The 24147-nt window shown below is 49.3% G+C and carries 22 protein-coding genes, 1 riboswitch and 1 other annotated feature; of the genes, 7 read left to right on the top strand and 15 right to left on the bottom strand.

The window, feature by feature from the left end:
- Positions 1-139 precede the first annotated feature (139 nt).
- From JZI27_RS01525 to JZI27_RS01510, 4 genes are all read left to right on the top strand, one after another.
- Positions 140-1660: a carboxypeptidase M32 gene (locus tag JZI27_RS01525; RefSeq protein WP_280206445.1), complete on the top strand. Its 1521-nt coding sequence runs from the start codon at positions 140-142 to the stop codon at positions 1658-1660.
- A 220-nt stretch (positions 1661-1880) separates the two neighbouring features.
- A complete protein-coding gene (locus tag JZI27_RS01520; RefSeq protein WP_183184899.1) occupies positions 1881-2024 on the top strand; it encodes a hypothetical protein in 144 nt (47 codons plus the stop codon).
- Between the two features lie 128 nt (positions 2025-2152).
- Entirely contained in the window at positions 2153-2311 is a 159-nt protein-coding gene (locus tag JZI27_RS01515; RefSeq protein WP_280206441.1) for a uracil-DNA glycosylase family protein, read from the top strand.
- A gap of 14 nt (positions 2312-2325) precedes the next feature.
- A complete protein-coding gene (locus JZI27_RS01510) occupies positions 2326-2730 on the top strand; it encodes a mismatch-specific DNA-glycosylase (RefSeq protein WP_280206439.1) in 405 nt (134 codons plus the stop codon).
- Between the two features lie 53 nt (positions 2731-2783).
- On the opposite strand, the gene JZI27_RS01505 is transcribed toward JZI27_RS01510, so the two are convergent.
- Positions 2784-4679, bottom strand: coding sequence for a bifunctional homocysteine S-methyltransferase/methylenetetrahydrofolate reductase (locus JZI27_RS01505; protein WP_280206437.1), 1896 nt, complete (start codon positions 4677-4679; stop codon positions 2784-2786).
- A 9-nt stretch (positions 4680-4688) separates the two neighbouring features.
- The gene (metH, locus tag JZI27_RS01500; RefSeq protein ID WP_280206435.1) at positions 4689-8135 is read right to left on the bottom strand and encodes a methionine synthase; all 3447 of its coding nucleotides are present in this window, start codon (positions 8133-8135) and stop codon (positions 4689-4691) included.
- 128 nt (positions 8136-8263) lie between these two features.
- A riboswitch (SAM riboswitch) is annotated at positions 8264-8363 on the bottom strand.
- A gap of 206 nt (positions 8364-8569) precedes the next feature.
- Here metH and JZI27_RS01495 point away from each other — a divergent pair.
- The 3 genes from JZI27_RS01495 (at position 8570) to argS (ending at position 11386) form a co-directional block, all read left to right on the top strand.
- Entirely contained in the window at positions 8570-8671 is a 102-nt protein-coding gene (locus JZI27_RS01495) for a YjcZ family sporulation protein (RefSeq protein WP_122908531.1), read from the top strand.
- Positions 8672-8814: 143 nt separating this feature from the next.
- The gene (locus JZI27_RS01490) at positions 8815-9309 is read left to right on the top strand and encodes a hypothetical protein (RefSeq protein ID WP_057133865.1); all 495 of its coding nucleotides are present in this window, start codon (positions 8815-8817) and stop codon (positions 9307-9309) included.
- 42 nt (positions 9310-9351) lie between these two features.
- Positions 9352-9604: a binding site (T-box leader), on the top strand.
- 66 nt (positions 9605-9670) lie between these two features.
- Positions 9671-11386, top strand: a complete 1716-nt coding sequence (argS, locus tag JZI27_RS01485) for an arginine--tRNA ligase (protein ID WP_057133771.1) — start codon at positions 9671-9673, stop codon at positions 11384-11386.
- Positions 11387-11441: 55 nt separating this feature from the next.
- Here the strand turns inward: argS and JZI27_RS01480 are convergent, their stop codons facing one another.
- The 13 genes from JZI27_RS01480 to JZI27_RS01420 all read right to left on the bottom strand — a co-directional run bounded on the left by JZI27_RS01480 (position 11442) and on the right by JZI27_RS01420 (position 24051).
- On the bottom strand, positions 11442-11849 hold the full coding sequence (locus JZI27_RS01480) for a hypothetical protein (protein ID WP_251244703.1): 408 nt from the start codon (positions 11847-11849) through the stop codon (positions 11442-11444).
- A 96-nt stretch (positions 11850-11945) separates the two neighbouring features.
- Entirely contained in the window at positions 11946-12803 is an 858-nt protein-coding gene (locus tag JZI27_RS01475) for a deoxyribonuclease IV (protein ID WP_057133772.1), read from the bottom strand.
- 274 nt (positions 12804-13077) lie between these two features.
- A complete protein-coding gene (locus tag JZI27_RS01470) occupies positions 13078-13926 on the bottom strand; it encodes a hypothetical protein (protein WP_280206427.1) in 849 nt (282 codons plus the stop codon).
- A 204-nt stretch (positions 13927-14130) separates the two neighbouring features.
- Positions 14131-14994: a universal stress protein gene (locus JZI27_RS01465; protein ID WP_280206425.1), complete on the bottom strand. Its 864-nt coding sequence runs from the start codon at positions 14992-14994 to the stop codon at positions 14131-14133.
- Between the two features lie 125 nt (positions 14995-15119).
- The gene (locus JZI27_RS01460; protein ID WP_280206423.1) at positions 15120-16190 is read right to left on the bottom strand and encodes an HD-GYP domain-containing protein; all 1071 of its coding nucleotides are present in this window, start codon (positions 16188-16190) and stop codon (positions 15120-15122) included.
- 158 nt (positions 16191-16348) lie between these two features.
- Positions 16349-16663, bottom strand: coding sequence for a hypothetical protein (locus JZI27_RS01455; protein WP_057133774.1), 315 nt, complete (start codon positions 16661-16663; stop codon positions 16349-16351).
- Positions 16664-16708: 45 nt separating this feature from the next.
- The gene (locus JZI27_RS01450; RefSeq protein WP_251244704.1) at positions 16709-18265 is read right to left on the bottom strand and encodes a solute symporter family protein; all 1557 of its coding nucleotides are present in this window, start codon (positions 18263-18265) and stop codon (positions 16709-16711) included.
- Between the two features lie 2 nt (positions 18266-18267).
- Positions 18268-18579 (bottom strand): DUF485 domain-containing protein, encoded by a 312-nt coding sequence (locus JZI27_RS01445; protein WP_183185159.1) that lies wholly within the window; start codon positions 18577-18579, stop codon positions 18268-18270.
- Positions 18580-18659: 80 nt separating this feature from the next.
- Positions 18660-19007, bottom strand: coding sequence for an antibiotic biosynthesis monooxygenase family protein (locus tag JZI27_RS01440; RefSeq protein WP_122910090.1), 348 nt, complete (start codon positions 19005-19007; stop codon positions 18660-18662).
- Between the two features lie 202 nt (positions 19008-19209).
- Positions 19210-21024: a solute symporter family protein gene (locus tag JZI27_RS01435; RefSeq protein WP_280206419.1), complete on the bottom strand. Its 1815-nt coding sequence runs from the start codon at positions 21022-21024 to the stop codon at positions 19210-19212.
- Positions 21025-21050: 26 nt separating this feature from the next.
- Positions 21051-21401 carry a DUF485 domain-containing protein gene (locus JZI27_RS01430; RefSeq protein WP_122910088.1) on the bottom strand — a complete coding sequence of 117 codons (351 nt, stop codon included), beginning with the start codon at positions 21399-21401 and terminating at the stop codon, positions 21051-21053.
- Between the two features lie 164 nt (positions 21402-21565).
- The gene (locus tag JZI27_RS01425; RefSeq protein WP_057133777.1) at positions 21566-22300 is read right to left on the bottom strand and encodes a LytR/AlgR family response regulator transcription factor; all 735 of its coding nucleotides are present in this window, start codon (positions 22298-22300) and stop codon (positions 21566-21568) included.
- Entirely contained in the window at positions 22300-24051 is a 1752-nt protein-coding gene (locus JZI27_RS01420; RefSeq protein ID WP_057133778.1) for a LytS/YhcK type 5TM receptor domain-containing protein, read from the bottom strand. Before JZI27_RS01420 ends, JZI27_RS01425 begins: the two co-directional genes overlap by 1 nt.
- Positions 24052-24147 lie beyond the last annotated feature (96 nt).

Genomic DNA, 24147 nt, shown 5'->3' with positions numbered 1-24147 from the left:
TTCCCTTACCGATTATACCGACAAATGCTCCATGCATCTACCTAGTAATTTTTTAGCAAACCGTTATAATGATAGTAGTAAAAATTTTTTGAACGCAGCTAAGACTACATACGCATCCATTTTAACAAGGAGGGAACTCATGACTACAAGTTTGGAAAACCGTGTTTCGGCTTTTCGCGATTTCGTCAAAAAAATATCGAGCTACAACCAGGCTCTTGCTGTCCTTCATTGGGATATGCGGACACAGGCTCCACGCAAAGGTATGGAAGCTCGTTCCGAAGTGATTGGTACACTTTCCGCTGAACAGTTCAAATTGGCTACCTCGAAAGAAATGGAAGCCTTTCTGGATGAACTCGGTGCAAGTGATACGCTTGCTTCCCTAGATCCGGTCACTCGCCATACCGTCCTTGAATGCAAAAAGGAATTTGATCGCAACAAGCTGATACCGGCTGAAACGTATCAGCAATTCGTCGTCCTCACCTCCCAGGCAGAAACCATCTGGGAAGAAGCACGTGAAAAAAACGATTTCAGCATGTTCCAGCCTTATCTGGAGAAAATCGTGGATTTCCAGCTCAAGTTCATTGAGTTCTGGGGCAATGACGGGAAGAACAAATACAATACACTGCTGGATCTGTATGAACCAGGGATGACAGTCGAACAGCTGGATGCCATTTTTGCTACCCTGCGGGAAAAAACTGTTGATCTGGTAGCGGCAATCGCACAGTCGCCGAACAAACCGGATACTTCTGCTTTAACCAAGCACTTCCCGATCGCCGAGCAGGATGCTTTTAGCCGTTTTGTGCTAAAGAAAATCGGTTACGACTTCCAGGCAGGTCGGATGGATCGCAGCGTACATCCTTTCTGCACTTCGTTTAACCCTGGAGACGTACGGATTACCACCCGTTTTGACGAAAATGATTTCAACAACGCCTTGTTCAGCTGTATTCATGAAGCGGGTCACGCCATGTACGAGCAGAACATCGATCCAGAACTTCTGTTCACACCGCTATGTGATGGTACCTCGATGGGCATCCATGAGTCGCAGTCTCGTTATTGGGAGAACATGGTCGGACGTAGTCTTCCTTTCTGGAAAGGCATGTACAGTGAGCTTCTCAGCGCATTCCCTGCCCAATTTGAGGGAGTCAGCTTAGACAGCTTTTATCGGGCGATCAACGAGGTCACTCCATCCTTCATCCGCACCGAATCCGACGAAGTCACCTATAATCTGCATGTGATGATTCGCTATGAAATTGAAAAAGGTCTGATCAATGGTACTTTGAAGGTCGCTGACCTGCCGACCATCTGGAACGAAAAAATGGAGGAATATCTGGGCGTCGTCCCTCCTACGGATACCTTGGGCGTTTTGCAGGATGTCCACTGGGCTGGCGGCAGCTTCGGCTACTTCCCAACGTATTCACTCGGCAACGTCTATGCTGCTCAGTTTGCCCATGTGATGCAGCAGGAAATCAAGGACTACGAAGAATTGATCGAGAGCGGGGATTTTGCGCCAATCCGTGAATGGCTCAAAGAAAAAATCCATCAGCACGGCAAGATGAAGAGCCCTCGCGAACTGGTGGAAGCCATCACGGGTGAAGGTACAAATGCAACCTACCTCGTGGATTACCTCGTCAAAAAATACAGCGACATCTACAAACTGTAATTCAGCGAACACCGTGCACAGCCTTAAATGTAGAATGGATAGAGATCTCGGAGAATACCTGAGCCTCTATCCATTTTTCTTTCGCCTGAAATCGCTTCCTTTTTGTTCACGTTCTCTCCACCATTTCTTCACGCCTTATTCACACCTCCCTAACCAAATACATTCCATTTAGGAGTATGATGAGTATGTAAAACATTTCCACCAAGTGAGGGGAATCCTTATGATCCAATCGTTGTCACGCTGGCTATGGGGCAAAGAAGAACAGGAAGTCGTTCCTTTTGAATCGAAAAAATACGTCCGAAATGAAATGGAGCAATTCCATCTGCATGAACCCGAGCAAATGCTTCCTTACCCTCAGCTGTAAGAGAGCTAGTAAGCGAGCCAAAAATTCGAAATGATCATATGAAAAAGCTGCCCGATACGGCAGCTTTTTTTGCTGCTTCCAGCAGACGTTATCGGATGTGCTACAATGTCAGAACAGGAGGTGTTCACTTGGTCGATTTCACAGATAAATGGTTGCCTACCTACATTCGCCGCGATCTTGCCGTCTTGTTTTGCGGAATCAACCCTGGACGTGTGTCAGCTACGGCTGGCTTTCATTATGCCAATCCAGCCAACCTTTTTGGCGCGGTTTATATGAGGGTGGCCTGACTCCTCGCAAGCTTTTGCCCGAGGAAACGGCTTTTCTGCTGGACTACCATTACGGCATTACCGATCTGGTTTCACGCCCTACCCGCTCATCCGTTGACTTGTGTGAGGAAGATTATTCCCTTGGTGCCGAGCAATTCGTTCAGATGGTCCAAACCTACCGTCCTCGTGTCATCTGCTTCAACGGCATTACTGCCTTCCGCCATGCAAGTGGTCAAAAGAAGGGCGACGTTATTCTAGGTATACAGCCCCAACGTTATTTTTCAACGCAGGACTGGGCTGGCAGTTATGTTTTTGTCATTCCATCAACCAGTGGAGCCAATGCCTCTTTTACCCGTGAGGAGCGACTGGCGATGTTTGGACAGCTCAGTCTCTTCCTACGAGAACAGGGCTGGCATCCCCTACATGCACAGACGAATTAAAAGAGGTCCAGCGTCTGAATGAGTGCCGGACCTCTTGTTACTATCTTTTTCGATTACCCTTGCACAGGCACCTTCAACTGCGCACTTTGCTGACGAACATATTGGATCAGCTCTGTTGCCATCGAATAGTAGTTAAACGGCGTAATCAGATAGATTCCCTGGAAGTAGCGGACAGCCGTATCCAGCAATTCTTTGGCGATCTGAATTCCTTCCCGTCTCGCATCCTCCCCCTGTACCCGCTTCATTCGTTCCAAGGCTTCAGGAGAAAGCTTGATACCCGGCACTTCGTTGTGCAGGAATTCCGCATTTCGGGAGCTGGTCAATGGCATGATGCCGATAAATACAGGAATTCCGATATGCTTCGTCGCTTCATAGACGACCTTGATCGACTCAGCATCGTAGACAGGCTGTGTCATGATGTAATCCGCTCCTGCCTCTACCTTTTTCTCCAAACGTGCGATTGCCGCATCGATTTGCCTGACGTTTGGATTAAAAGCCGCACCCACAATGAACTGCGCCTTCTGCTTCAAAGGTCTTCCGGAGAAGGAGATTCCTTCATTCAACTGCTTCACCATGCGAATCAGATCAAAGGACGTCACATCAAATACGGAGCTCGCCCCTGGCAGGTCGCCAAAACGAGAAGGATCTCCGGTGATGACCAGAATCTGGTCGATGCCTAATGCGTGCAGACCCATCAGGTGGGATTGCTGTCCGATCAGATTGCGGTCGCGGCAAGCCAGATGCAACAACGGGTCGATTCCGTACCTGCTCTTCATCATCGCTCCCAAGGCCATATTGCTCATCCTTACCGTCGCCAGGGAATTGTCGGCGAGAGTAATAGCGTCTGCACCAGCCTTGTGCAGCTCACAGCATCCTTCGAGAAACGAATCCGCATCCAGATCACGAGGCGGGTCGAACTCAACGATAATCGTCGTACCGGACTTTACCTTGTCTACGATACTCGGCCGATCCTGATCGCGTACACTGGTCACAGAAATCAATGGTCTTTCACCCGGAACTACGTCTGGATTGGTACGTGCTTGCGGCTCAAGGGATTCCAACGCATCTGCCATCGCTTTGACATGCTCAGGAGTCGTCCCGCAACAACCCCCAATCAGTCGGATTCCTTGCTCTCTTAAGCGCAACGCACTTTGGCCAAAATACTCCGCCGTCGATTTGTACGCGTACTCCCCGTCTGTCATGCCCAGACGACCTGCGTTTGGAAAGGCAGACAGGAGTGCATCCTGGGGTGCCTGTACGGTTTCAAAGGAACGAAGAATCTCCGCTGGGCCGAGACGACAGTTGAGTCCGATAATATCTGCTCCCGCTGTTTTCAGTTGGGCAAATGCTTCTGTCAGCGAGTAGCCATCACGCGTTCTTCCCACTTCCAGCGTAGCGAGCTGGGTGATCAGCGGGAGTGGGGTCAAAGGTCGAATCACTTCAATGGCAAGCAGCAGCTCCTCCAGATCCAGAAAGGTTTCCAGAATCAATCCATCTACCCCTGCATGCAGTAAAGCAATCGCCTGCTCTTCATACTGATCCCGATATTCGTCCAGCACTTTTTTGCGCACCCGACCAGCCAAGATCGAACCAATGCTTCCGGCTACATAAGCATCTCCCTGCGCCGCTTCACGTGCAAGTGAAACGGCTTGACGGTTAATACGCGTCACTTTATGCTCCATTCCATAGCGTGACAATGAATCTCGATTTGCAGAATACGTGTTGGTTTCCAGAAGGCGCGCTCCAGCCTGATAGTATGAGTCGTGTACTTCATGCACCAATCTGGGATTGGACAAACACAGTTCCTCAAAGCTGACACCCACGGGGACGCCCAGTCTATGCAACTGGGTCGCCATCGCTCCGTCTCCAACCAGCAAATGATCTTGCAAGTATTCTCTTAAATCTTGCTTGCTCGTCGTCAACCTGATCCCTTCTCTCCGTTCAATCATCTCTATCTTCTAAACTTCGAACACGGATGGTCCCGCATTGAAATAACGCGCTTCCGGATGGGCAAATACCATCGCGGAGACGGATGCTTCCGGTTCCATCATGCAGCCTTCGGTCAAGTGAACGCCGATATTTTCAGGTTTAATCAGCCTAAACAACTGCTGCTGATCCTCCAGATTCGGACACGCCGGATATCCGAACGATACGCGGATTCCCTGATAACGAGCACCGAAACGCTCCAGCATCGTCATCTCTGCAGGGTCAGGAATTCCCCAGCTGTCGCGCATCATGTGGTGAACACGCTCTGCAAACGCCTCAGCGAGTTCCAGTGCCAAGGCTTGCAAGACGTGGGAACGCAAGTAATCGCCCCGATCCTTCAGCTCAGTAGACAATTCCCGAATTCCTCCACCTGCGGTTACGGTCAGGAAGCCTACGTAATCCATTTCCTTGCTCTCAATCGGACGCAGGAAGTCAGAGAGGCACAGGTACGGTTCTTCCGGCTGACGCGGAAAGCTGAAGCGTTCCAGTACTTTGCTGTGATCCTGCGGGTCGTAGACGACGATATCGTTGCCATCTGCTTGGGCAGGGAAAAATTGATACACCCCATGAGCGGTGATCGTCCCCTTCTGCTTCGCTTCTGTCAGGAGCTCTTCAACGAGCCCGTACAGCTGTAGCACTTTCTCGTCTCCCGCTTCGATCAGCTTCTCCACGTTGCCGCGTACGCCCAAATGTTTGCCTAGCAGCATTCGCAAGTTCAGATAGGGCTGCAGGTGGCTGATCGGGTACTGACGCAGGACATGAGGCTGACAATCTGGCGGTAACTGAATCGGAGCGGTACGGCTGATGGCAGAACGTGCAGGCAGTGCAGGTTTCTTTTCCACAACGACCGTTTCGACTGCCGACGCAGCTTCTTGCATTTGTTGTTGCTCGACTACCAGCCGCTCCCGTTCCTGGGGATTTTGCAGACGATTTACCAGATCCAGTCCGTCCATCGCATCCTTGGCGTAAAGCACGATTCCCCGATACTCAGGGGCAATGCGATTGGAGGTGAATTTACGAGTCAGCGCCGCACCTCCGACCATCATCGGTACATCGATACCGGCAGCCCGCAAATCCTGCGCTGTAATCACCATTTGCTGAGCCGATTTAACCAGCAGGCCTGAAAGTCCAATCGCATCCGGCTTTTCTTCGCGGCATGCGGCAATCAGCTGTTCAGGTGGTACTTTGATTCCCAGATTGACGACCTCATAGCCGTTGTTGGAAAGAATGATTTCCACCAGATTCTTTCCGATGTCATGCACGTCCCCTTTGACCGTAGCCAATAGAATCTTCCCTTTTGCAGCTGCATCCGATTTTTCCATGAAAGGCTCGAGGAACGAGACCGATGCCTTCATGACCTCAGCACTTTGCAAAACCTCTGCCACAATCAGCTGGTTTCCGTTAAACAGGCGGCCAACCTCTTCCATCCCGCGCATCAATGGCCCGTTGATTATATCCAACGGCTGGTACTTTTCCAAAGCCAGCTTCAGGTCTTCAGTCAAGCCATCCTTGGAACCCTCTACAACATAGCGTGCAAGTCTTTCCTCCAGCGTCAACGAGGAGACCTCAATCTTATCTTCTTTTTTCTTTTGGCGATAAAACTCTGTGAATGCGGCCAGCGTTTCGTCATTGGTTTCGAACAAAAGCGCTTCTGCCAGCTTCCTTTCATTTTCCGGAATCGAAGCGTAACGCTCCAGCTTCTCGGTATTCACGATCGCGTAATCGAGACCGGCGAGCGTCGTATGATAGAGGAATACCGCGTTGAGTACTTCCCTTCCCGCCGCAGGCAATCCAAAAGACACGTTGCTCACACCCAGAATGGTTTTGCAATGAGGCATCGCTTCCTTGATGAGACGGATGCCTTCCACGGTCTCTTTCGCTGAACCGATGTACTGCTCATCTCCGGTACCTACCGGAAAGACAAGCGGATCAAATATGATATCTTGAGGGTTGACCCCATATTGATTTACCAGCAGGTCGTACGAGCGCTTGGCTACCTCCAGCTTTTTTTCGCGTGTAACAGCCATTCCAGCTTCCTCGATGGTCCCAACGACAACGGCTGCACCGTATTTATGAATCAGGGGAGCAACCTCTTCAAATCTCTCCAGTCCATCCTCCAGATTGATGGAGTTGAGAATGGCCTTTCCTTGCGAATAACGCAATCCCAGCTCCATGACCTTGGCATCTGTGGAGTCGATCATCAATGGCGCTTTCACTTTTTTCATAATATATTGGAGGAATTTTTCCATATCGGCGTATTCATCCCGGTCCGGATCTGCGAGACAAATATCGATTACGTGAGCTCCACGCTTCACCTGGGCTCGGGCAATATCAGATGCTTCTTCATACTGCCCTGCCGCGATCAGATCGCGGAATTTCTTGGAACCAATCACGTTGGTACGTTCTCCGACGAGCAACGGACGGTTATCGTCTTCTACGTAAACGACGTCAATACCGGATACAGCACTGACAGGTTCGCTTACTTGCGTACGAGGCTTGCAGTCCTTCAGCGCGTCTGCCATGGCCCGGATGTGATCGGGGGTCGTTCCGCAGCAGCCACCTGCGATGTTGAGCCAGCCCTGCTCGGCAAAAGCCCGCATTTTGGCAGCGAGTCCTTGTGGTGTCTCGTGGTAATGTCCGTTTTCATCTGGCAGCCCGGCATTGGGATAACAGCTCACGCCGCATTGAGCCAAGCCAGAGAGTGTACGCAAATGATCGCGCATGAATTCAGGACCAGTCGCACAATTAAGACCTACGGAGACTGGCTTCAGATGCTCCAGAGAGAAGTAAAAGGCTTCGATGTTTTGTCCAGCCAAGGTAGTACCCATCGGCTCGATCGTCCCGGACAGCATCACCGGCACTTCTTGACCCAGCTCCGCAAAGGCCTGACGAATCCCGATACCGCCCGCTTTGACGTTGAGAGTATCCTGCGAGGTCTCAAGCAAAAGCACGTCGACTCCACCCAGCAGCAATCCTTTTGCCTGGCGATAATACGATTCGACCAAATCATCGAAGGTTACCCCTCCGGTCAGCGAGAGCGTCTTCGTCGTTGGCCCCATGGACCCTGCCACATAACGGGGCCACTCAGGAGTGGAATAGCGATCGACCGCTTCTTTTGCCAGTCTGGCAGCCTCGATGTTGATCTCCAGATCTTTATCCGCTACGTCATATTCAGCGAGCACCACCGAAGTAGCACCAAAGGTATTTGTCTCGACGATATCTGCTCCTGCCTCCAGATACGTTTCGTGGATGGATCGAATCACATCCGGTCTGGTCAAATTCAGCAATTCATTACAGCCCTCGTACTCATCCCCGCCAAAATCTTCTGCAGACAGATTGGCCTGCTGCAGCATCGTGCCCATAGCACCGTCCAGTATCAAAATTTTCTGGGAAAGCTGTTCGCGAAAAGTAGGTTTCATTTGGCTTGCTCCTTCTCCCCTGTATCGGTAGTTCTTTTTGACGAACGATTTTACATGCAAATAAAAAAATCCTCTTCTTGTGAAAGGAGAGGATTTGTCCGCGAGATAGCTTATGCGCTTGAACCATCCTCTTATCTTTCAAAGCAAAAAGCTTTGCTGGAATTGGCACCGGTTTTACCGGTTGCCGAGGCTTCATCAGGCCAGTCCCTCTGCCTCTCTGGATAAGAGTTGTACATGCTATTCAATTATTTGGAATTTTGTATGACGTTTGAAAGTATCTTATCACCCCCCTTGCATGGCGTCAATCAACAATTTGTCTATTTTCATTGACGCTTCAAGATCGCGCCCAAATTTCCGGCAACTGGTCATTCGCCCACGCCAACCTCCGCGTTCGTGTATAGACTAGAGCATAACGGAAAGGAGGGAAAACAAACATGAGTACTTCTTACAGCAGCGGCTTTTTTGGTGAAGCCTTCGCAATCGTGCTCGTTCTGTTTATCCTGCTGGTCATCGTTGGGTGCTCTGACGACTGCTAGGCCATCAGACAGAATAGCTAAAAGAGCCTGAAGACTTCTTCAGGCTCTTTTTTCACATGTAACGTCAAGCACCCGCTTGATTGTCAGTGTTATCGTGATTTGCTATGATGGGGAACGAAGGACAACAAAGGAGCGAACCCTAAGTGGATACACTACTTCCCCAAGAAAAGGATGCATTTATCTCTGCATTGGAAAATATTAAAGTACTCGAACAAAGTGAATTCGAGACTTATAGCATTGTGAAGCATCGTGAGACCCAGCAGCATTATTTGCGCTACTTCCTTGTCCATATCAACCTGGTTGAGGGAGGTCGACGCAACGAGCACGACCACTTCCTGCCTGTCGAATCCGACGACGTTCTCGGACTGTTATTCGGTGAGCAATCTTATCATTTTCCCGACAACTGGCGCAAACCTTATTTGCGCAGTGGTAATGACAACCGCTTGATTCCCTTCGATCCCTCCGAGAATTACGATCTGGAGGAAGAGGCCAGGGCTGAGCTTGCGATGCTGGAGCAGCTGGAAACGTTCAAGAATCAATGGATGAACACGGAAAACCTGAGCGCTGAAGAAAAAGAAAAGCTGACGCGCGAGTATTTTCAAAAATTGGATCAAATCCTTAAAAAGCCAGAAGAGTAAGTTGCACATGCTCGTCTTTTTTGGCTATAATGCATAGATAAGGATGAATCGTTGATAAGGAAAGTACTCCATGTGTGAAGCTGAAGCGAGTCGGGGAAGGTGCAAGCCCGATGCGGACCATGTGAGGAAACGCCCCTTGGAGATGCTGCCTGAAAATCTGCGTTCCTTACGCAGATCGCGTAGGGACATGCCGGTACTGCCCGTTATCGCAGATCAAGCGGTTTTTGCTGGCCTCTGACAGGATAGCAAAAACAACAAGAGTGGCACCGCGGGAGCATAACCTCTCGTCTCTTTTTTCAGGAGACGCAGGGGTTTTTTTATTTGCGGATCACACCTTCACAAGTGAAAGGAGTATCAAAAAATGAGCTACAAGCATCAAGTGGCGGAGAAAATTGCTTCCGCCCTGGTTCACCTCGGCGTGGACTCGCTGACCAAAGAAAACGTTTATAACATGCTGGAAACCCCACCAAATCCGGCGATGGGCGATATCGCCTTCCCTTGCTTTCAATTAGCGAAAGCACTGCGCAAAGCACCTCCCATGATCGCTGCAGAGCTGACTGAACAAATCAGTGGCGCACCATTGAAGGAAGTAAAGGCTGTCGGCCCATACGTCAACCTCTTTTTGGATCAGGAAATGGTTGCCCAGCAAGTGATCAGCACTGTTCTTTCTCAAGGAAAAGCTTATGGAGACAGCGATCTGGGACAGGGACGCAATGTCCCCATTGATCTCTCCTCCCCCAACATCGCAAAACCGTTCTCGATGGGACATCTGCGTTCAACCGTAATTGGTAACGCCATCGCCAACATCATGGAAAAGCAAGGCTACAAACCGGTGCGCATTAATCACTTGGGTGACTGGGGCACCCAGTTCGGAAAATTGATCGTAGCTTACAAGCTATGGGGAGACGAAGAAAAGGTAAAAGCAGAGCCAATCAAAGAACTGCTCAGTCTCTATATCCGTTTCCATGAAGAAGCAGAAAACGATCCATCCCTGGAAGATCAAGGCCGTGAATGGTTCAAAAAGCTGGAAGACGGTGACACAGAAGCAAAGCATCTGTGGACCTGGTTCCGTGACGAGTCCCTGAAGGAATTCATGAAGATCTACGACTTGATGAACGTATCCTTCGACTCCACCAATGGCGAAGCCTTCTACAACGACAAGATGGACCGGGTCGTTCAGCTATTGGAGGAAAAAGGACTGCTGACCGAGTCCGATGGCGCACAGGTCGTTACACTGGATGAGTACGACATGCCACCTTCTCTGATCAAAAAATCAGATGGGGCGACCCTTTACGCGACCCGTGACCTAGCTGCTGCCTTGTACCGCCATGAAACCTACGATTTTGCCAAAGCAGTTTACGTGGTCGGAAATGAACAACGCCTCCACTTCCAGCAGCTGTACAAGGTGCTGGAAAAAATGGGCTATCCGTGGGCAGCAAACATGTACCACATTCCATTCGGGATGATGCTCAAGGATGGAAAGAAAATGTCCACCCGTAAAGGGAAAGTCGTCTTGCTGGAAGAGGTATTGGCTCAGGCGATTGCTGATGTGCAGAAAGTGATTGAAGAAAAAAATCCATCGCTAGCCAACAAGGAAGAAGTATCTCGTCAGGTGGGCGTAGGTGCCGTGATCTTCCACGATTTGAAAAACTATCGTCTCAACGACATCAACTTCTCCTGGGAAGAGATGCTTACCTTTGAAGGAGAGACCGGGCCGTACGTTCAATATACGCACGCTCGTGCCTGCTCGCTGCTGCGCAAGGGCAACTACCAGCCTGAGTCGCAGACCTCCCTCGCTCCAGGGGCATTGGACAGCAAGGAAGCCTGGGCAGTCGTCACACTGCTGAATGCATTCCCAGACATCGTCGAGCGTGCAGGAGACAACTTTGACCCGTCTCTGATCGGCAAATACGTGATTGATCTGGCACAGGTCTTCAACAAATTTTATGCCAACATCCGTATTCTCGCGGAAGAAGAAGAAATCAAAGCTTCTCGTCTCCAGCTGGTTGCCGCCGTCACAACCGTTCTCAAGGAAGGTCTGCGCCTCCTGGGACTGGCAGCTCCGGAAGAAATGTAAGGTTGCTATTGAAAACGAAAGCCGCTGTCCCCGTTCGGGAGCAGCGGCTTTCCATTTATGCTTCGTCTGATTGCGTTTTATTTTTTTTGCCAAACCAAGTTTTGGCTACCAGCTCAACGACTTGCTTGGGCAAGGATACGGGCGCTTCCAGCTCGTTGCCGTTTGCGTCCACTTTCCGGTATAAAAGAGCTGTATCGTCCTGGGGATCTGATTTGGTCTGCACCATCCACTCCCCGATGTTACCTGCATGCGTCCATTCCTCGATCATCAGCTGGTACTCGCCTGGAGCCAGCTCAATGTAATCGTCTTCGGACACGTCCACAATCGCATACCCATCATGTTCGATTTCCGCATCGTATGTATGTCCATTGGCTTTTTCGTAAAGCTCTAGCTCCTGTAGATCGTTCAGGTTCTCCTTTAGTACCGTAAAATCCGCAATCGTCACTTTGATTCGCTTTTTCATCTGCTTGCAACCTCCCTGATTCAACACCCAACTCACACTGTAACACAGAGTGGACACCCCTGCCAATGGCCCGCACTTCCGCACGGCGACTGTCCATCACCTGTTCCTTGCCGTAGTTGGAACGAATCGCTCCTTTACATAAGCGATCTCTTCCCGATGAGATTTTCCTGCGGGATGCGGGGTCTCCAGAATGAATGGCAGTTCCTGAAACTCAGGTGTAGCGAACAATGCTCTGAGTCCCACTTCCGGAATATACCCTTGGCCCAGATTGGCATGGCGGTCGCGAAAGGACTGGTGTGGGTACATCGAATCGTTGAGATGAATGGCTTTCACATGTGACAGATAGTCCAGTTTGCGAGCCTGCTCTGCAACCTCCTCCCAATTCTCTCCCTGCCAGAGGGCGCTGGCAAAAGCATGACAGGTGTCCAGACAAAAGCCAATTTTATGTGGTGCATGGATCAGGCTCCTGACCTGCGTCAATTCCTCCAGCGTCGTTCCCATCCTGCTACCCTGTCCCGCATTGTTCTCAATCAGGAGCAAGGCATCTCCGTCCCATTTTGCCAATACTTCATTGAGCATCTCAATCATGCGGAGATAGCCGTAGAGAGGATCCTGATGCTTTCCTTTGAACTGTCCGAAATGCACAACAACTCCTATGGAACCGCACGCCTCTGCGATCTCCAAATCATTGCGCAAAGATTCGACGGTCAGCTGATACAATGCCTGGTCATCAGCGGAGAGGTTGGTAGGATACGGGGTGTGGGCAACCGACTGTAGCGCATGCTGCTGACAATAACGCTTGCATTCTTGTGCATCTCGCTCGTCGAACGCTTTTACAGATAAGCTTCGTGGATTTTTCGGAAAGTATTGATAGGCGGAAGCGCCCTGTTGATAAGCGTTTTTAGCCGCGCTCAAATAACCGTCACGGATGCTTACATGACAACCAATTTGCATTCCTTGCCCCCTCCCCTTTAATACGTCCGCAAATCATTCTGCTTAGTTTGGGAGCATCTCACTTCAAGTATGCGCTAGATCGGATAAAACGTAAAAGGATGCAGCGAACCCGGCTGCACCCTCTCGATCCTACAGGCTAAATCATTTTCAGTGTATCCACAGATACGCGTTCTACGAATCTACTGAATTTCTCTTTCCCTTGCTTCCCCCTACTTGAACCGCAGGATTCACTGTGATTTTCATTTTCTCTCCCATAGCGGTTCTCCTCTCCCGTCTATCTTTCTTTCACTTCGACGACGTACGGAACGGTGATGACCTCTCCCCGGTGCTGAAATTGTCCCCAGATTTTATAGATACCAGCTTGAGGAAACGTGGTTGCGAATTGCGCTTCAGGCCCCGTCGCCTTTTCATCGAGTGGGTGCACATGCAGATATTGACTGGCATCCTGGGACAGGATTACCACATGGCCAACAGATCCAAGATAAGGCTCTAGGTTGTCGATGCCTGCCTTTGTCCTGGCGTCGCGCAGGTGAAAGGTCAGGATCGTTTCTTCCTTCGCAAAGGTATTGCTCACAGCCAGTTCAACCTCTTTGTCCCCTACTTCTTTTACCAGCTTCGTATCTGCTTTCAGATCTGTATGTGCTGCTGGTTCTCCTTCTATTTTCACCCATTCGCTTAAAGTCGTACTCGAGCCTCCAGCGGGTTTGAAATCTGCAAAAAGCTTGTAATCTCCACCCGCGGGAAATTGGGTGTTTATACTGAATCTGCCCTCCCCCTTGAAATCAGGATGAATGTGGGAAAAATATGACAGATCATGGTTGACGATGATCAAGTGCAGCAGCTTTTCATGATTAACCTCGAAATCGTTGACTGGTACCCCTTTCTGGTCGGTGATTTGCACACTCAGCTCTGTCTCATTATTTGCTGTTGCAGATCCGGCAGGGAAAGTAAAAGCTGCGTTTAGATACCCCTGATCAGAGGAATGCTGTTCCGTCCCTGCACTATGCCCCGCATGGCTTTCCCCATGCTCGTTATTCGTTTGGTGTGCCGAATTGTCGGTATTTCCGCAACCTGCCAAGATAGTCAAAGACAAAACTACTGCGGGTAAGAAGCTTTTCTTCATATTGTCAATCTCTCCATTCTGTATTGGACGCAGGTAAGCTTTTGATTTTTTTCCAAATGATCACCTTTACAATATACCCCCATGTGGTATATTAGTCAATCCTATTTTTACAATACCCTAGTACCCTATATTTTATGGATTTTTCTTCGTACATACGTGCAAAAAAAAAACTGCCCGTATCAATAACGGACAGCTTAGGAAATTCTATTTCTTTACGATCAGTAGTGGAGTTTCTGTGCGATGGATCATCTTGAACGTTACGCTTCCCATCATGGTCCCAGCTACGCCCCCCATTCCGTGGTGCCCCAAAACAATCAGGTCGCATCCCTGTTCCTTGGCGGCTTGACGGATTGAGGTTGCCGGATCGCCGATCAGCAGCTTGCTTTCAAACTTGATCCCTTTTTCTTGCAGCAATTCTTCATAGGGCAGCAAGGTTGCTTTGCCCCACTCCTCCAGCGTATTGACATCCTGCCAACCAGGTCCGTAAGCCCCTGCATACGTGACTGGCGGAGGTACCACGGTAACCAAAGAGTATGTAACTTCCATATTCTGGCTCAGCGCGACCGCTTTTTCGATGGCTTCTTTTGCTTGGTCGGAACCATCTACAGCAATCAGCACTTTACTCCAAGGGAACCGCTCCTGTTTGGTATCCTCAGAAATCAAAAATACCGGAATGTTCACATCATGCACTGTCGGATAGCTAACACTTTGCATCAGGAATCCGGTAAATCGCCCGTATCCATGTGTACCCATAATGATCGCTTCAAATCCAGATTTGGCGAACTCATTTATCACCTGCTGCACATCACCAAACTTGATTTCAAGCGTATATGGCACGCCCGACTGTTCTACCAATTCTTTGATTTCTTTCAATTCTTCGTGTGCGTCCTCCAGTTGAAAATCCTGGAGCTGCTTTTGTCCAATTCGGTTGATGACATTTTTAGAAGGAAAGAATGGTATAACATGGAGCAGAGTCAGCTCATGCTTATCTTTGGCATAAGACAGAGCAAAACGCAGTGCTTGCAGTGATTGTTCCGTATGATCAACAGGTACCAAAATGCAGGACATTCAAAACACTCCCTCTCACCTCATGAACGTATGAGATAGTCACTTTTCTTTTTACGTCTCTATTGTAGCTGAGAGAAAAATTTTCCACTATAGGGAACTACCCTGATCTTTATTGGGAAAAACCCTTAGTCCATAATACCTGTGATAAAGATCGTCGGCTTCTCGCTCAAATCAATATCCCGGATGTCGTGCTGCTCTGACATTAATTCACTTGCATTTTGTTCCCGACGGATCACTCGGACGACAGGGCGGGACGGCAAACCGCGATTCTGATCAATCACTACACCGATTTCCCCTGTACTCAATTTCAGCGAGCTACCAGTCGGATAGAGGGCAATAGATCGCAAAAAGAGAATGACCATCTGCAGGTCAAAGCGCTTTTCCGCCAAGCCCATGATACGTTCGCAAGCTTCATAAGGCGGCAGTGTCGCCTCTTCCTCGGAAAACGGAGAAATGAGATCATCATAGTAATTGCAAATCGCTACGATTTTCGCGAACTCGTGGATATCCTCACCTGCCAGTCCACGCGGCACTCCGCTGCCATCCACCCACTCCTGATGCTGAAGAGGCACATGGGCAGATACAATGCTCATCTCATGTTTTTTTCGCAGGACGTTGAAGCCCGTCCACGTAAAGTGGTTCTCAAGATTTTCCTCTTCGTCGGAATCCTTTGAATCCTCTTTCGACATCCCGCTTAGCTTGCCGATATCGTGCAGCAGAGCCCCGATCGAAAGCTCCTTCAGCTGAGTATTGTTGTAACCAAGTGCGACTCCCATCACAGTTGCCATCATGCATACGTTTAGAGAGTGGATGTAGAGAGCGTTGTCAGTAGTCCGGATTTCTCCGAGATTCAACAGGACACGTCGGTTTTTCAACACTTCCTCGACGATGTTGCTGACTGACTTTTGAACCCCGCGCACGTCCATATTTTTACCTGATTGAACGCATTGAATCGCCGCTGACAAGTTGCGGATAGCATCTTTTCGAGTCGTTTCCGTAACGACTTCTTCCATATTGACATCATCTAACAGGGGGTCCTTAATGCTCAACATGGTGACGCCAAAACGTCGAAGCTTATTGATCATTCCTACCGTTAGCTGCACACCTGCATGCAGTAAAGTCAAGCCTTCACTCGTATAAATACTGCGGGCAAGAATATCGCCCGGTTCTACCTGTTCGACACTGATATATTTCATGGGGTCTTCCTCCTGATTCCATCCTCCCCTGTTGCTCTTTCCCCATCTTACCATTTGCCAAACTTCTTTTGGTTAGTTCTTTTGTCCTCTTCCCAAATCCAACCAAATCCTTAGGATCATCCATACTAAAAAAAGACCCTACTCGCAGGGTCTTTCGCTTACTCCTCGTCTTTTTTCATCATACTGTATTCATCCCGCACCATCGTGACCTGCTCGCTTTCCTGGGTGAGCTCAAGCTTGTACAAGATATCTTCCAGCACACTGCTCAAGGTCAGCATCAATTCTCCGGTATTGACAGGTTCACGATAATAAGTGCCGATCATTTCATAGCCTTTGCGTTTATACACGTCCGTTGTATCCTCATCCATCGCCTCACACAATTCGGCAACCAAATCGTGAAGGGCCATTCGGGTCTGCTCATATACGTCCATAGGCTGCGCAGCGACGCCGTCCAGTGCTTTTTTGGAATCCATCTTTCCCCCTCCTTCTCTCGTTAGAGTGGGAACAATCTCTCCTCCTTATGCACCCTTTCTTTCCAGCTCTCTGTGTTTCGTCATTCGTTTCCCGGTATGCGCCTGATACAGAACTTGATGAAATCGCGCGTCCGCACCCTCAGCCGGACGACTGCACAACGTACCAACAATTGCCCCCAGGAAACCGAACGGGATGGACACTAATCCAGGATTGGTCAATGCGGAAATAGGCTCGCGCAGGATCAAGCCATCCTCGGGATTCATCACCATCGGACCCATAACAACCATCAGGATTGAAGCAAGAAGGCCGCTTACCATTCCCGTGATCGCTCCCTGAACGGTAAAACGACGCCAGTACAAGGTTGACAAGATCATCGGCAAATTCGCTGACGCTGCTACCGCAAACGTCAATCCGACCAGAATCGCAACATTCATTTTTTCTGCTCCGATGGCGAGCCAGGTTGAGACGAGTCCCACTACTACAGAAGAGCATTTGGCTACCCAAACCTGCTCTTTCTCGGAAGCCAATCCTTTGCGTATCAAGTGGCTGTATACATCATGGGCAAAAGCGGAAGAAGCGGACAGAACCAGCCCGGTCACGACAGCCAAAATCGTAGCAAAAGCGACCGCAGAAATATAGGCAGTCAAAAATTCTCCTCCCAACACATCTGCCAGCAACGTCACCGTCAGATTCCCGCCAAATCCAACCTCTTTGAGTGCCACGTAGCCGACAAAAGCGCTGGCCCCGAATCCCAAAAATATCGTCATCAAATAAAAAGCGCCAATAATCCATGTCGCCGTATAGATCGAGCGTCTTGTCGAGATCGCATCCTTGACCGTAAAAAGTCGAGACACGATGTGAGGCAGACAGGAAGTACCGAGGATCAGCGCCAAATGGAGGGAAATGGCTTCCAGCGGATCATTCAGCTGATTCCCCGGCTGTAAAAACCTTTCCTGAAAAGGCGTCACCGTTTTTACGTAGTCAAACATCGATGTCAGGCTCCAGCCAAAACGGGAAAGTACGATCAGACTGAGTAGAAAAGTCCCCGTCAACAGCATGATCGCTTTGATAATCTGCACCCAGGAGGTAGCGACCATACCGCCGAACACGACGTAAACCGTCATCAACAAGCCTACGGACATGACCGCCAATTTGTAATCTACGTGGAGCAGGTGATGAATCAAAGCTCCTGCTCCGACGAGCTGCGCCAGCATGTACAAAATGCAGATCAATAAGGTGCTGCAAGCGATCATTCCCCTTAATAATCGGCTTTCAAACCGAACCGCTATCGCATCAGCCAGCGTATAGCGACCTAAATTGTGCAGAGGCTCCGCAATGAGAAGCAGCATGATCAGGTAGGATACTAGAAAGCCGATCGCATAAATAAAGCCGTCAAATCCGAAGAACGCAATGGTACCCGCAATCCCCAGAAAGGATGCTGCACTCATGTAATCCCCGGCGATCGCAATCCCGTTCTGCAGGCCCGTCAAGCGATTGCCCGCTGCATAGAACTCACTCGTGTTGCCGGTTCGTTTAGCCGCCGAATAGGTGATTGCCAAGGTGCCTATGATGACGGCAAGAAAGAAAATGACAGAGGGCAAATTCACTTTTCTTCCTCGCTTTCTTCATTCCTTAACTCTTGGACCAGCCGATCGAACTCACGCGCCCTCCACATGTAGATGGAAGACAGAAGCAGCGTCATTACACATTGAGCCGTCGCAAAAATCCATGCGATCGAAATGCTTCCTACTACCGGTCGGTTCATCCAATCAGGCTTCAGGGTAATCAACACTGGCAAAGAGAAATAAAAAATGAGAAAAATCAGACACATCGGAACAAGAAAATGCTTTTTCTTTTGAAGCAGCAGACCAAAAAATGGTGAATACGCTACTTGTCGCGAATTGTCCGGCTTCATTGGTACACCACCTTTCCCGCTTTTAGTCATGACCATAGGGGAAATAAAACCGCCCAATGAAAAGAGGGCGGCTGTTCTGACTATCGGCCTTCGTTCCTTGTACTGGCGGAATCAAATTCGTAATCTCGTTCGACCTTGCAAATTCTCGTTTTATACGTGAGATACCACTCCGACTTCCCTTTTTTTTGTGCGATGAGATGCCTTTCATTTTGTTTCCATTTTTGTATCGCTTCCAGAGACTCCCAATATGACACCGTGATGCCCAGACCTTCTCGTGCGCTTTCCACTCCCAGGAATCCAGGCTGGATGGATGCTAGTCTTACCATTTCGTCTGCCATTTCCGCATAGCCACGATCCCCTTCTGTTCGCTCAGAAGTGAAGATAACCGCATAGTACGGTGGCTGTGGCGTTTGAGCAATACCGCTCATATCCATCCCCCCATTTAGCATTTGCCAATAACATGCTTTACCTGTCTATTACAGGCGAGCAGCTCATTTTTTTATTTCGACGTATTTTCTCGTATTCCTTGCTGTCAATAGACAGGTGTCCTTCACAATCACAAACAAAGAAGGGGTATCCCTCAAGTAGTAGTCCTACTTTCATCGGGATGCCCCCTTCATCTTATAGCTCTTACCCGCGTTGGTCCGCTTCTTTCATTTGCATGCGGATCCGTTCTGACAGTTTATCCGAACCGTGAATGCGCGCCCAGATATTATTGACATAGACAGGCATTTTATTTTTATCGGTAATGCTCACCACGTAGATTGTCAGGAAGCTAAGTGGGACGATAAAAATGGACGGGAAGGTCAAAGAACCAAGTGTTGCACCGAAGCTTCCGGCAGCAAACACTCCTGTTTCCTTCAGGATGTTCATCATGATGAAGAAAATCGAGCCTCCTCCACCGACGATCATACCCGCAATCGCTCCATTCCTGGTCGTTTTTTTCCACCAAATGGAGCTAAGCAGCATTGGAACGAAAGCTCCCCCTGATACAGCGAATGCCCAGGTTACCATCATAGCAATCAGTGAAGGATAGGCTTTGTCGAGACCAATCGCTGGTATACCTAAACCTACCAAGAGAGAGAAGAGCGACATGGCGATAACCGCAACTTTACCAACAAGAACCTTTTTCCATTCAGGAGCATTAGGGTTCACGTAGTTTTCATAAATGTCATGTCCCCAAGATGCAGCTGATGCGATCAAGAGACCACCGACTGTCGAGAACATCGCTGCAAAAGCACCTGCAGCGACATATCCCAAGCCAAACTCACCAAACAGCAATTTCCCCATCACTGGAAGAATCTGGTCAGATTTTAGCAATAGTCCGTCTACCGTGAGAGCAGCAGTTGTCGGGTCCATTCCTGCCAATTCCGGTATAAACCTTCTTCCTCCCAAGCCAACAACAGAACTCATGATGTAGAAGAAAGCGACGAAAGCAAGTACCCACAGGGTCGTCAGTCGCGCTACTTTTCCTGATGGATTGGTATAGTAACGGTTCATAATATGCGGCAATCCCATTGTACCCAGTACAAGCGCTAGAACCATCGAGAACTGATTGAGCCAGTCATAGCGATGTCCAGGCTCCTGCATCACCATGGTGCGATCCGCATGCAATTTGTTTGCCTGTGGCAGCACAACATTCACGGAAGCATTAGGGTCACCCTTCTGCACAGCAGCATCTACAGCAGCAAAAGCTTCTGGAGACATCGTCGCTTTCGCCTTGTCGTAGACGCGCTTGCCTTCTTCACCCTCCATCAGCTTGCCTACTGTCACCGTTGATGCGTTCGTCAACGGCTGGTTTTGGGAAGCGTAGTTGCCCACTCCATTGAACAGCACGAGAGCAAAGACAAGAAACATGGCGGTAAACAACACCCAGAACTGAATCATCTGATTGAGCGTCGTGCCCTTCATTCCTCCTAATGCCACGTAAAACATCATGACGACAACAGTAGCGACAACCCCAGTCTCATAAGGCGTCATGCCCAGGAAGCCGACCCCAACCAGTACATCCCATGTGCTACCTGCCCCTACCATCTGTGGAGCCAGATAGAAAATACAGATCAGTTGCACCATGATAACCCCAATGACACGGGCTTTATGACTTTTGCCAAAACGAGCAAACAGGAAATCTGGTATCGTATACTCACCGAATTTGCGCAGCGGGCTGGCCAGGAAAAGCACAACCGGTACGAATGCTGCTCCAAATCCAATCGCGTACCACATTCCATCTACGCCGGATGCGTATACGGCACCAGCCACCCCAAGAAAGGAAGCTGCCGAAAAATAGTCACCACAAATGGCAGTTGAGTTTGTCATGAAGCCGATTTTACGACCCGCCAAATAGAAGTTAGCCGTATTCGAGTTAAAGCTTCTAGCATACAAGGAAATGCCAATCGTCACGACGACCAGCAAAATCACCATCATGATCGCCCATATATTGAGCATACACATTCCTCCATTTAAACGTTTCTTTACAGATCGCTCAGCTCATCTTCCAGTCGATTCGCTCTTTTTACAAAAACAAAGGCAAGCAGCCAGTAAAGCACGTGGAAGAGCAATAATGTAGTCCAGAAGTTTAAAGTCAAACCAAAAATCAAGGGTGTTCCATACCACCATTCCGATGTTCCGCTAAGAAAAGGAATGATCAACGTAATCAGGAAAAAATAAATACCGAATGAAAAGCTGAGTCTTCTTTGAGCAGAAAAAGAGGCGTTCACCTTTTCCAATTCTGCATCCGTGACAAACTGTGTTGTCAGTGATGCATCTTCCTGGGTTCCTCGATGCTTCTGTGATTTCTGGGTGGCGATTTCCATTTGAGACATACTCAGACCTCCTTGAATTGGGATATGAAGGGGTGTCAAAGGATGATGAAAGCGCTTACGCCATTATAGAAGATTTCTAAAAATTCGGATGATTTTCTGCGTAAAATGTCGTTTTACCTGCGCGACATGCAAAAAATCCCATCTCAATAGATGGGACCTGTGCGTTATCCTTCCAGCTTTTTGAGCAAATCTTTCACAACTGTGCGGGATACCGGAATGCGTATCTGATCGTCGCTCTTCAGCATCAGATTGTACGCCCCGTTAAACCACGGCTCCAGTTCAGACACATAGTGGAGATTAACCAGATAGCTCTTATGCGTTCGGTAAAAGTCATACATAGACAGCTTTTCTTCCAGCTGCGCCAAGGTCATGCGCGTCGAGTAAACCTGCTTCTGGGTATTGATCCGGACATTTCGTTCATCGCGTACGGCATAGACGATCGTGGACGGATCAATGACCACAAGTCGGTTATTCTCTTCGACCAGCAATTTGGCTCGCTTGAGAGGTGAGACAGCCTGCTCTGCCCTGTTTATTTCCATGCGCTCGCGAATGCGTTGCATAGTCTCTCCCAGGCGTTTTGGCTCCGTAGGCTTTAATAGGTAGTCGACAGCGTTTAGCTTGAACGCGTCGACCGCGTATTCCTCGTAGGCTGTGGAAAAGACGATAAGTGGCTGCTGCTTGCGTGAAGCCAGCATGCGTGCGGCCTGCGCCCCTTCTAGCTCTGGCATCTTGATGTCCATAAAGACGACATCAGGATTGTATTCCTCTACCATTTCCAGCAGTTCTCGTCCATTCGTTGCAAATGGCAGCAGCTCCACATCGTTTTCCTGTTGCAGCAAATAATGAAGCTCTTCTCGGGCAAGTCTTTCGTCTTCTGCAATCATGACGCGTATTGGCATCAAGCACTTTCCTCCTTCTGCAATGGTATGCAAAATGTGACTACACATCCCCCTTCAGGTCTGTTGAAATAGATCAATTCGGCGTCCGGTCCTCGCAGGCTGACAAGTCGTTGATTGACATTGTGGACGCCAATGCCATTGCCGTCTTTGCTTTCTGTTGGCACCTTTCCCAGCCTGGCCAGCTTGGCTTGTGGTATTCCTGCTCCATTGTCTTCGATAGTGAACTTCACCAGACCCGACTCTTTTGTTACTCGCAGGGTGATTTCTCCACCCGTAGGCATGTCGCGTAGGCCGTGATGAATGCTGTTCTCGATCAATGGCTGAATAGTGCCTGGCGGAATAAGTGCCTCCTCTACCCCTTCGTCCACGTGACAGTGAACAGCGAACTGCTCGGAGAAGCGAATTTTGATGATTTCCAGATAGGCGTTGAGATGATCCAGCTCTTGTCCCACCGTGACGAGCTGACTGGATGTCAGCTTTAAATTGAGCCGCATGAATGTGCCCAGCTGGATCGTCATGTGGCGGGCTAGCTGAGGATCGATGCGCGTCAAGGTCACGATAGAATTCAAGGTGTTGAAGAGAAAGTGTGGGTGAATTTGCGCCTGCAGCATCCGCAGCTCTGCATCCTTCATCAGACTTTTCATCTTTTCCGTCAGCGCCAGGGTAAGCTGGTTGGATAACAGATTGCTCAAACCTTTGGCCAAGGCTTCCTGCACCTTGCCTATCTGCTGCGGTCTGCGAAAATACAGCTTGATCAGCCCCACGACACTGCCGCCTTCACGAATCGGAACGAGAATCGCTGCCTGCAAGGGACAGTTTTTCTTTGTGCAAGACAAGACTTCGCGATTTAATCCCTTCTCGATTGCGCCACTATAGAGCACTCGCATATTCAGCTCTCCATGAATGGCGTCACCTGGCAGGTGGTGGTCGCCTCCTGCACCCACATGAGCGAGGATTTGCTCACGATTCGTCACGGCTACGGCTGCCGCATTGACCTCATGCTGGAGCAGCAATGCGGCAGCTTGTGCCGTTTGTGGTGTCAGACCCATTTTCAAATGAGGCAAAATACGTTCCGCAATCGTAAAAGCCCGTTCCGCCTCCAGAGCAGCCGTTCGTTCTTCTTCTTTCAAGGCAATTTGAATCATCGTGGTAAAAATGGCAATGGATATGCTGTTCGTCAGCACCATCGGAATTCCGACGACATTGACTACTGTACGTACCAGCTCGGGCGGTCCTGAAAAAATGAGGATAAACGACATCTGAATCACAGGCGCAAACATGCCGATAAACAAAGCTTTTGAAGGGGAGATAACCCGTTCCTGCGAGAAAAATCGCGCGACATATCCAGCGAGCAGTCCCGTTATGGGGATAGAGAGCCCCACAGGAACAGCTGCAAATCCGCCCATCCCATACACATGAACACCTGCAATCACCCCCGCTCCCAAGCCCACCAATGGACCTCCCAGCAACCCTCCGATGACGACCCCTACGAGCGTCGAATTCGCGATCATCTCTTCTTCATCCAGTGAAAAGATCCAGAATGCGGGCATGTACGACTGTTCGTTGACCACAATACCTGCGTAGGTACCCGCTATCCCAAACAACCCAAACATGACGGAGTACACAATCGAGGTTCCCACATGAATTTCTCTGTCCAGAACCTGACGAAACAAGGGAATTCGCGTGATGATAAAAGCAAACGTCAGCAGGATTCCCATACGTTCTATGAGCATGATGGTTAAGTTGTCCACCTGTTCCTCCTATTTACAAACAACTTTCTATTATTTCCCCATTTTCAAACGATTCCCTGCTGGACAGACAATTCGCCTAGGTTTTTTGCATACGTT

The sequence above is a fragment of the Brevibacillus sp. AY1 genome, from assembly GCF_029870785.1.
Lineage (GTDB): Bacteria > Bacillota > Bacilli > Brevibacillales > Brevibacillaceae > Brevibacillus > Brevibacillus invocatus.
Note: the sequence above shows the minus strand (reverse complement) of the source record. Positions and strands in the feature narration are given on the sequence as shown.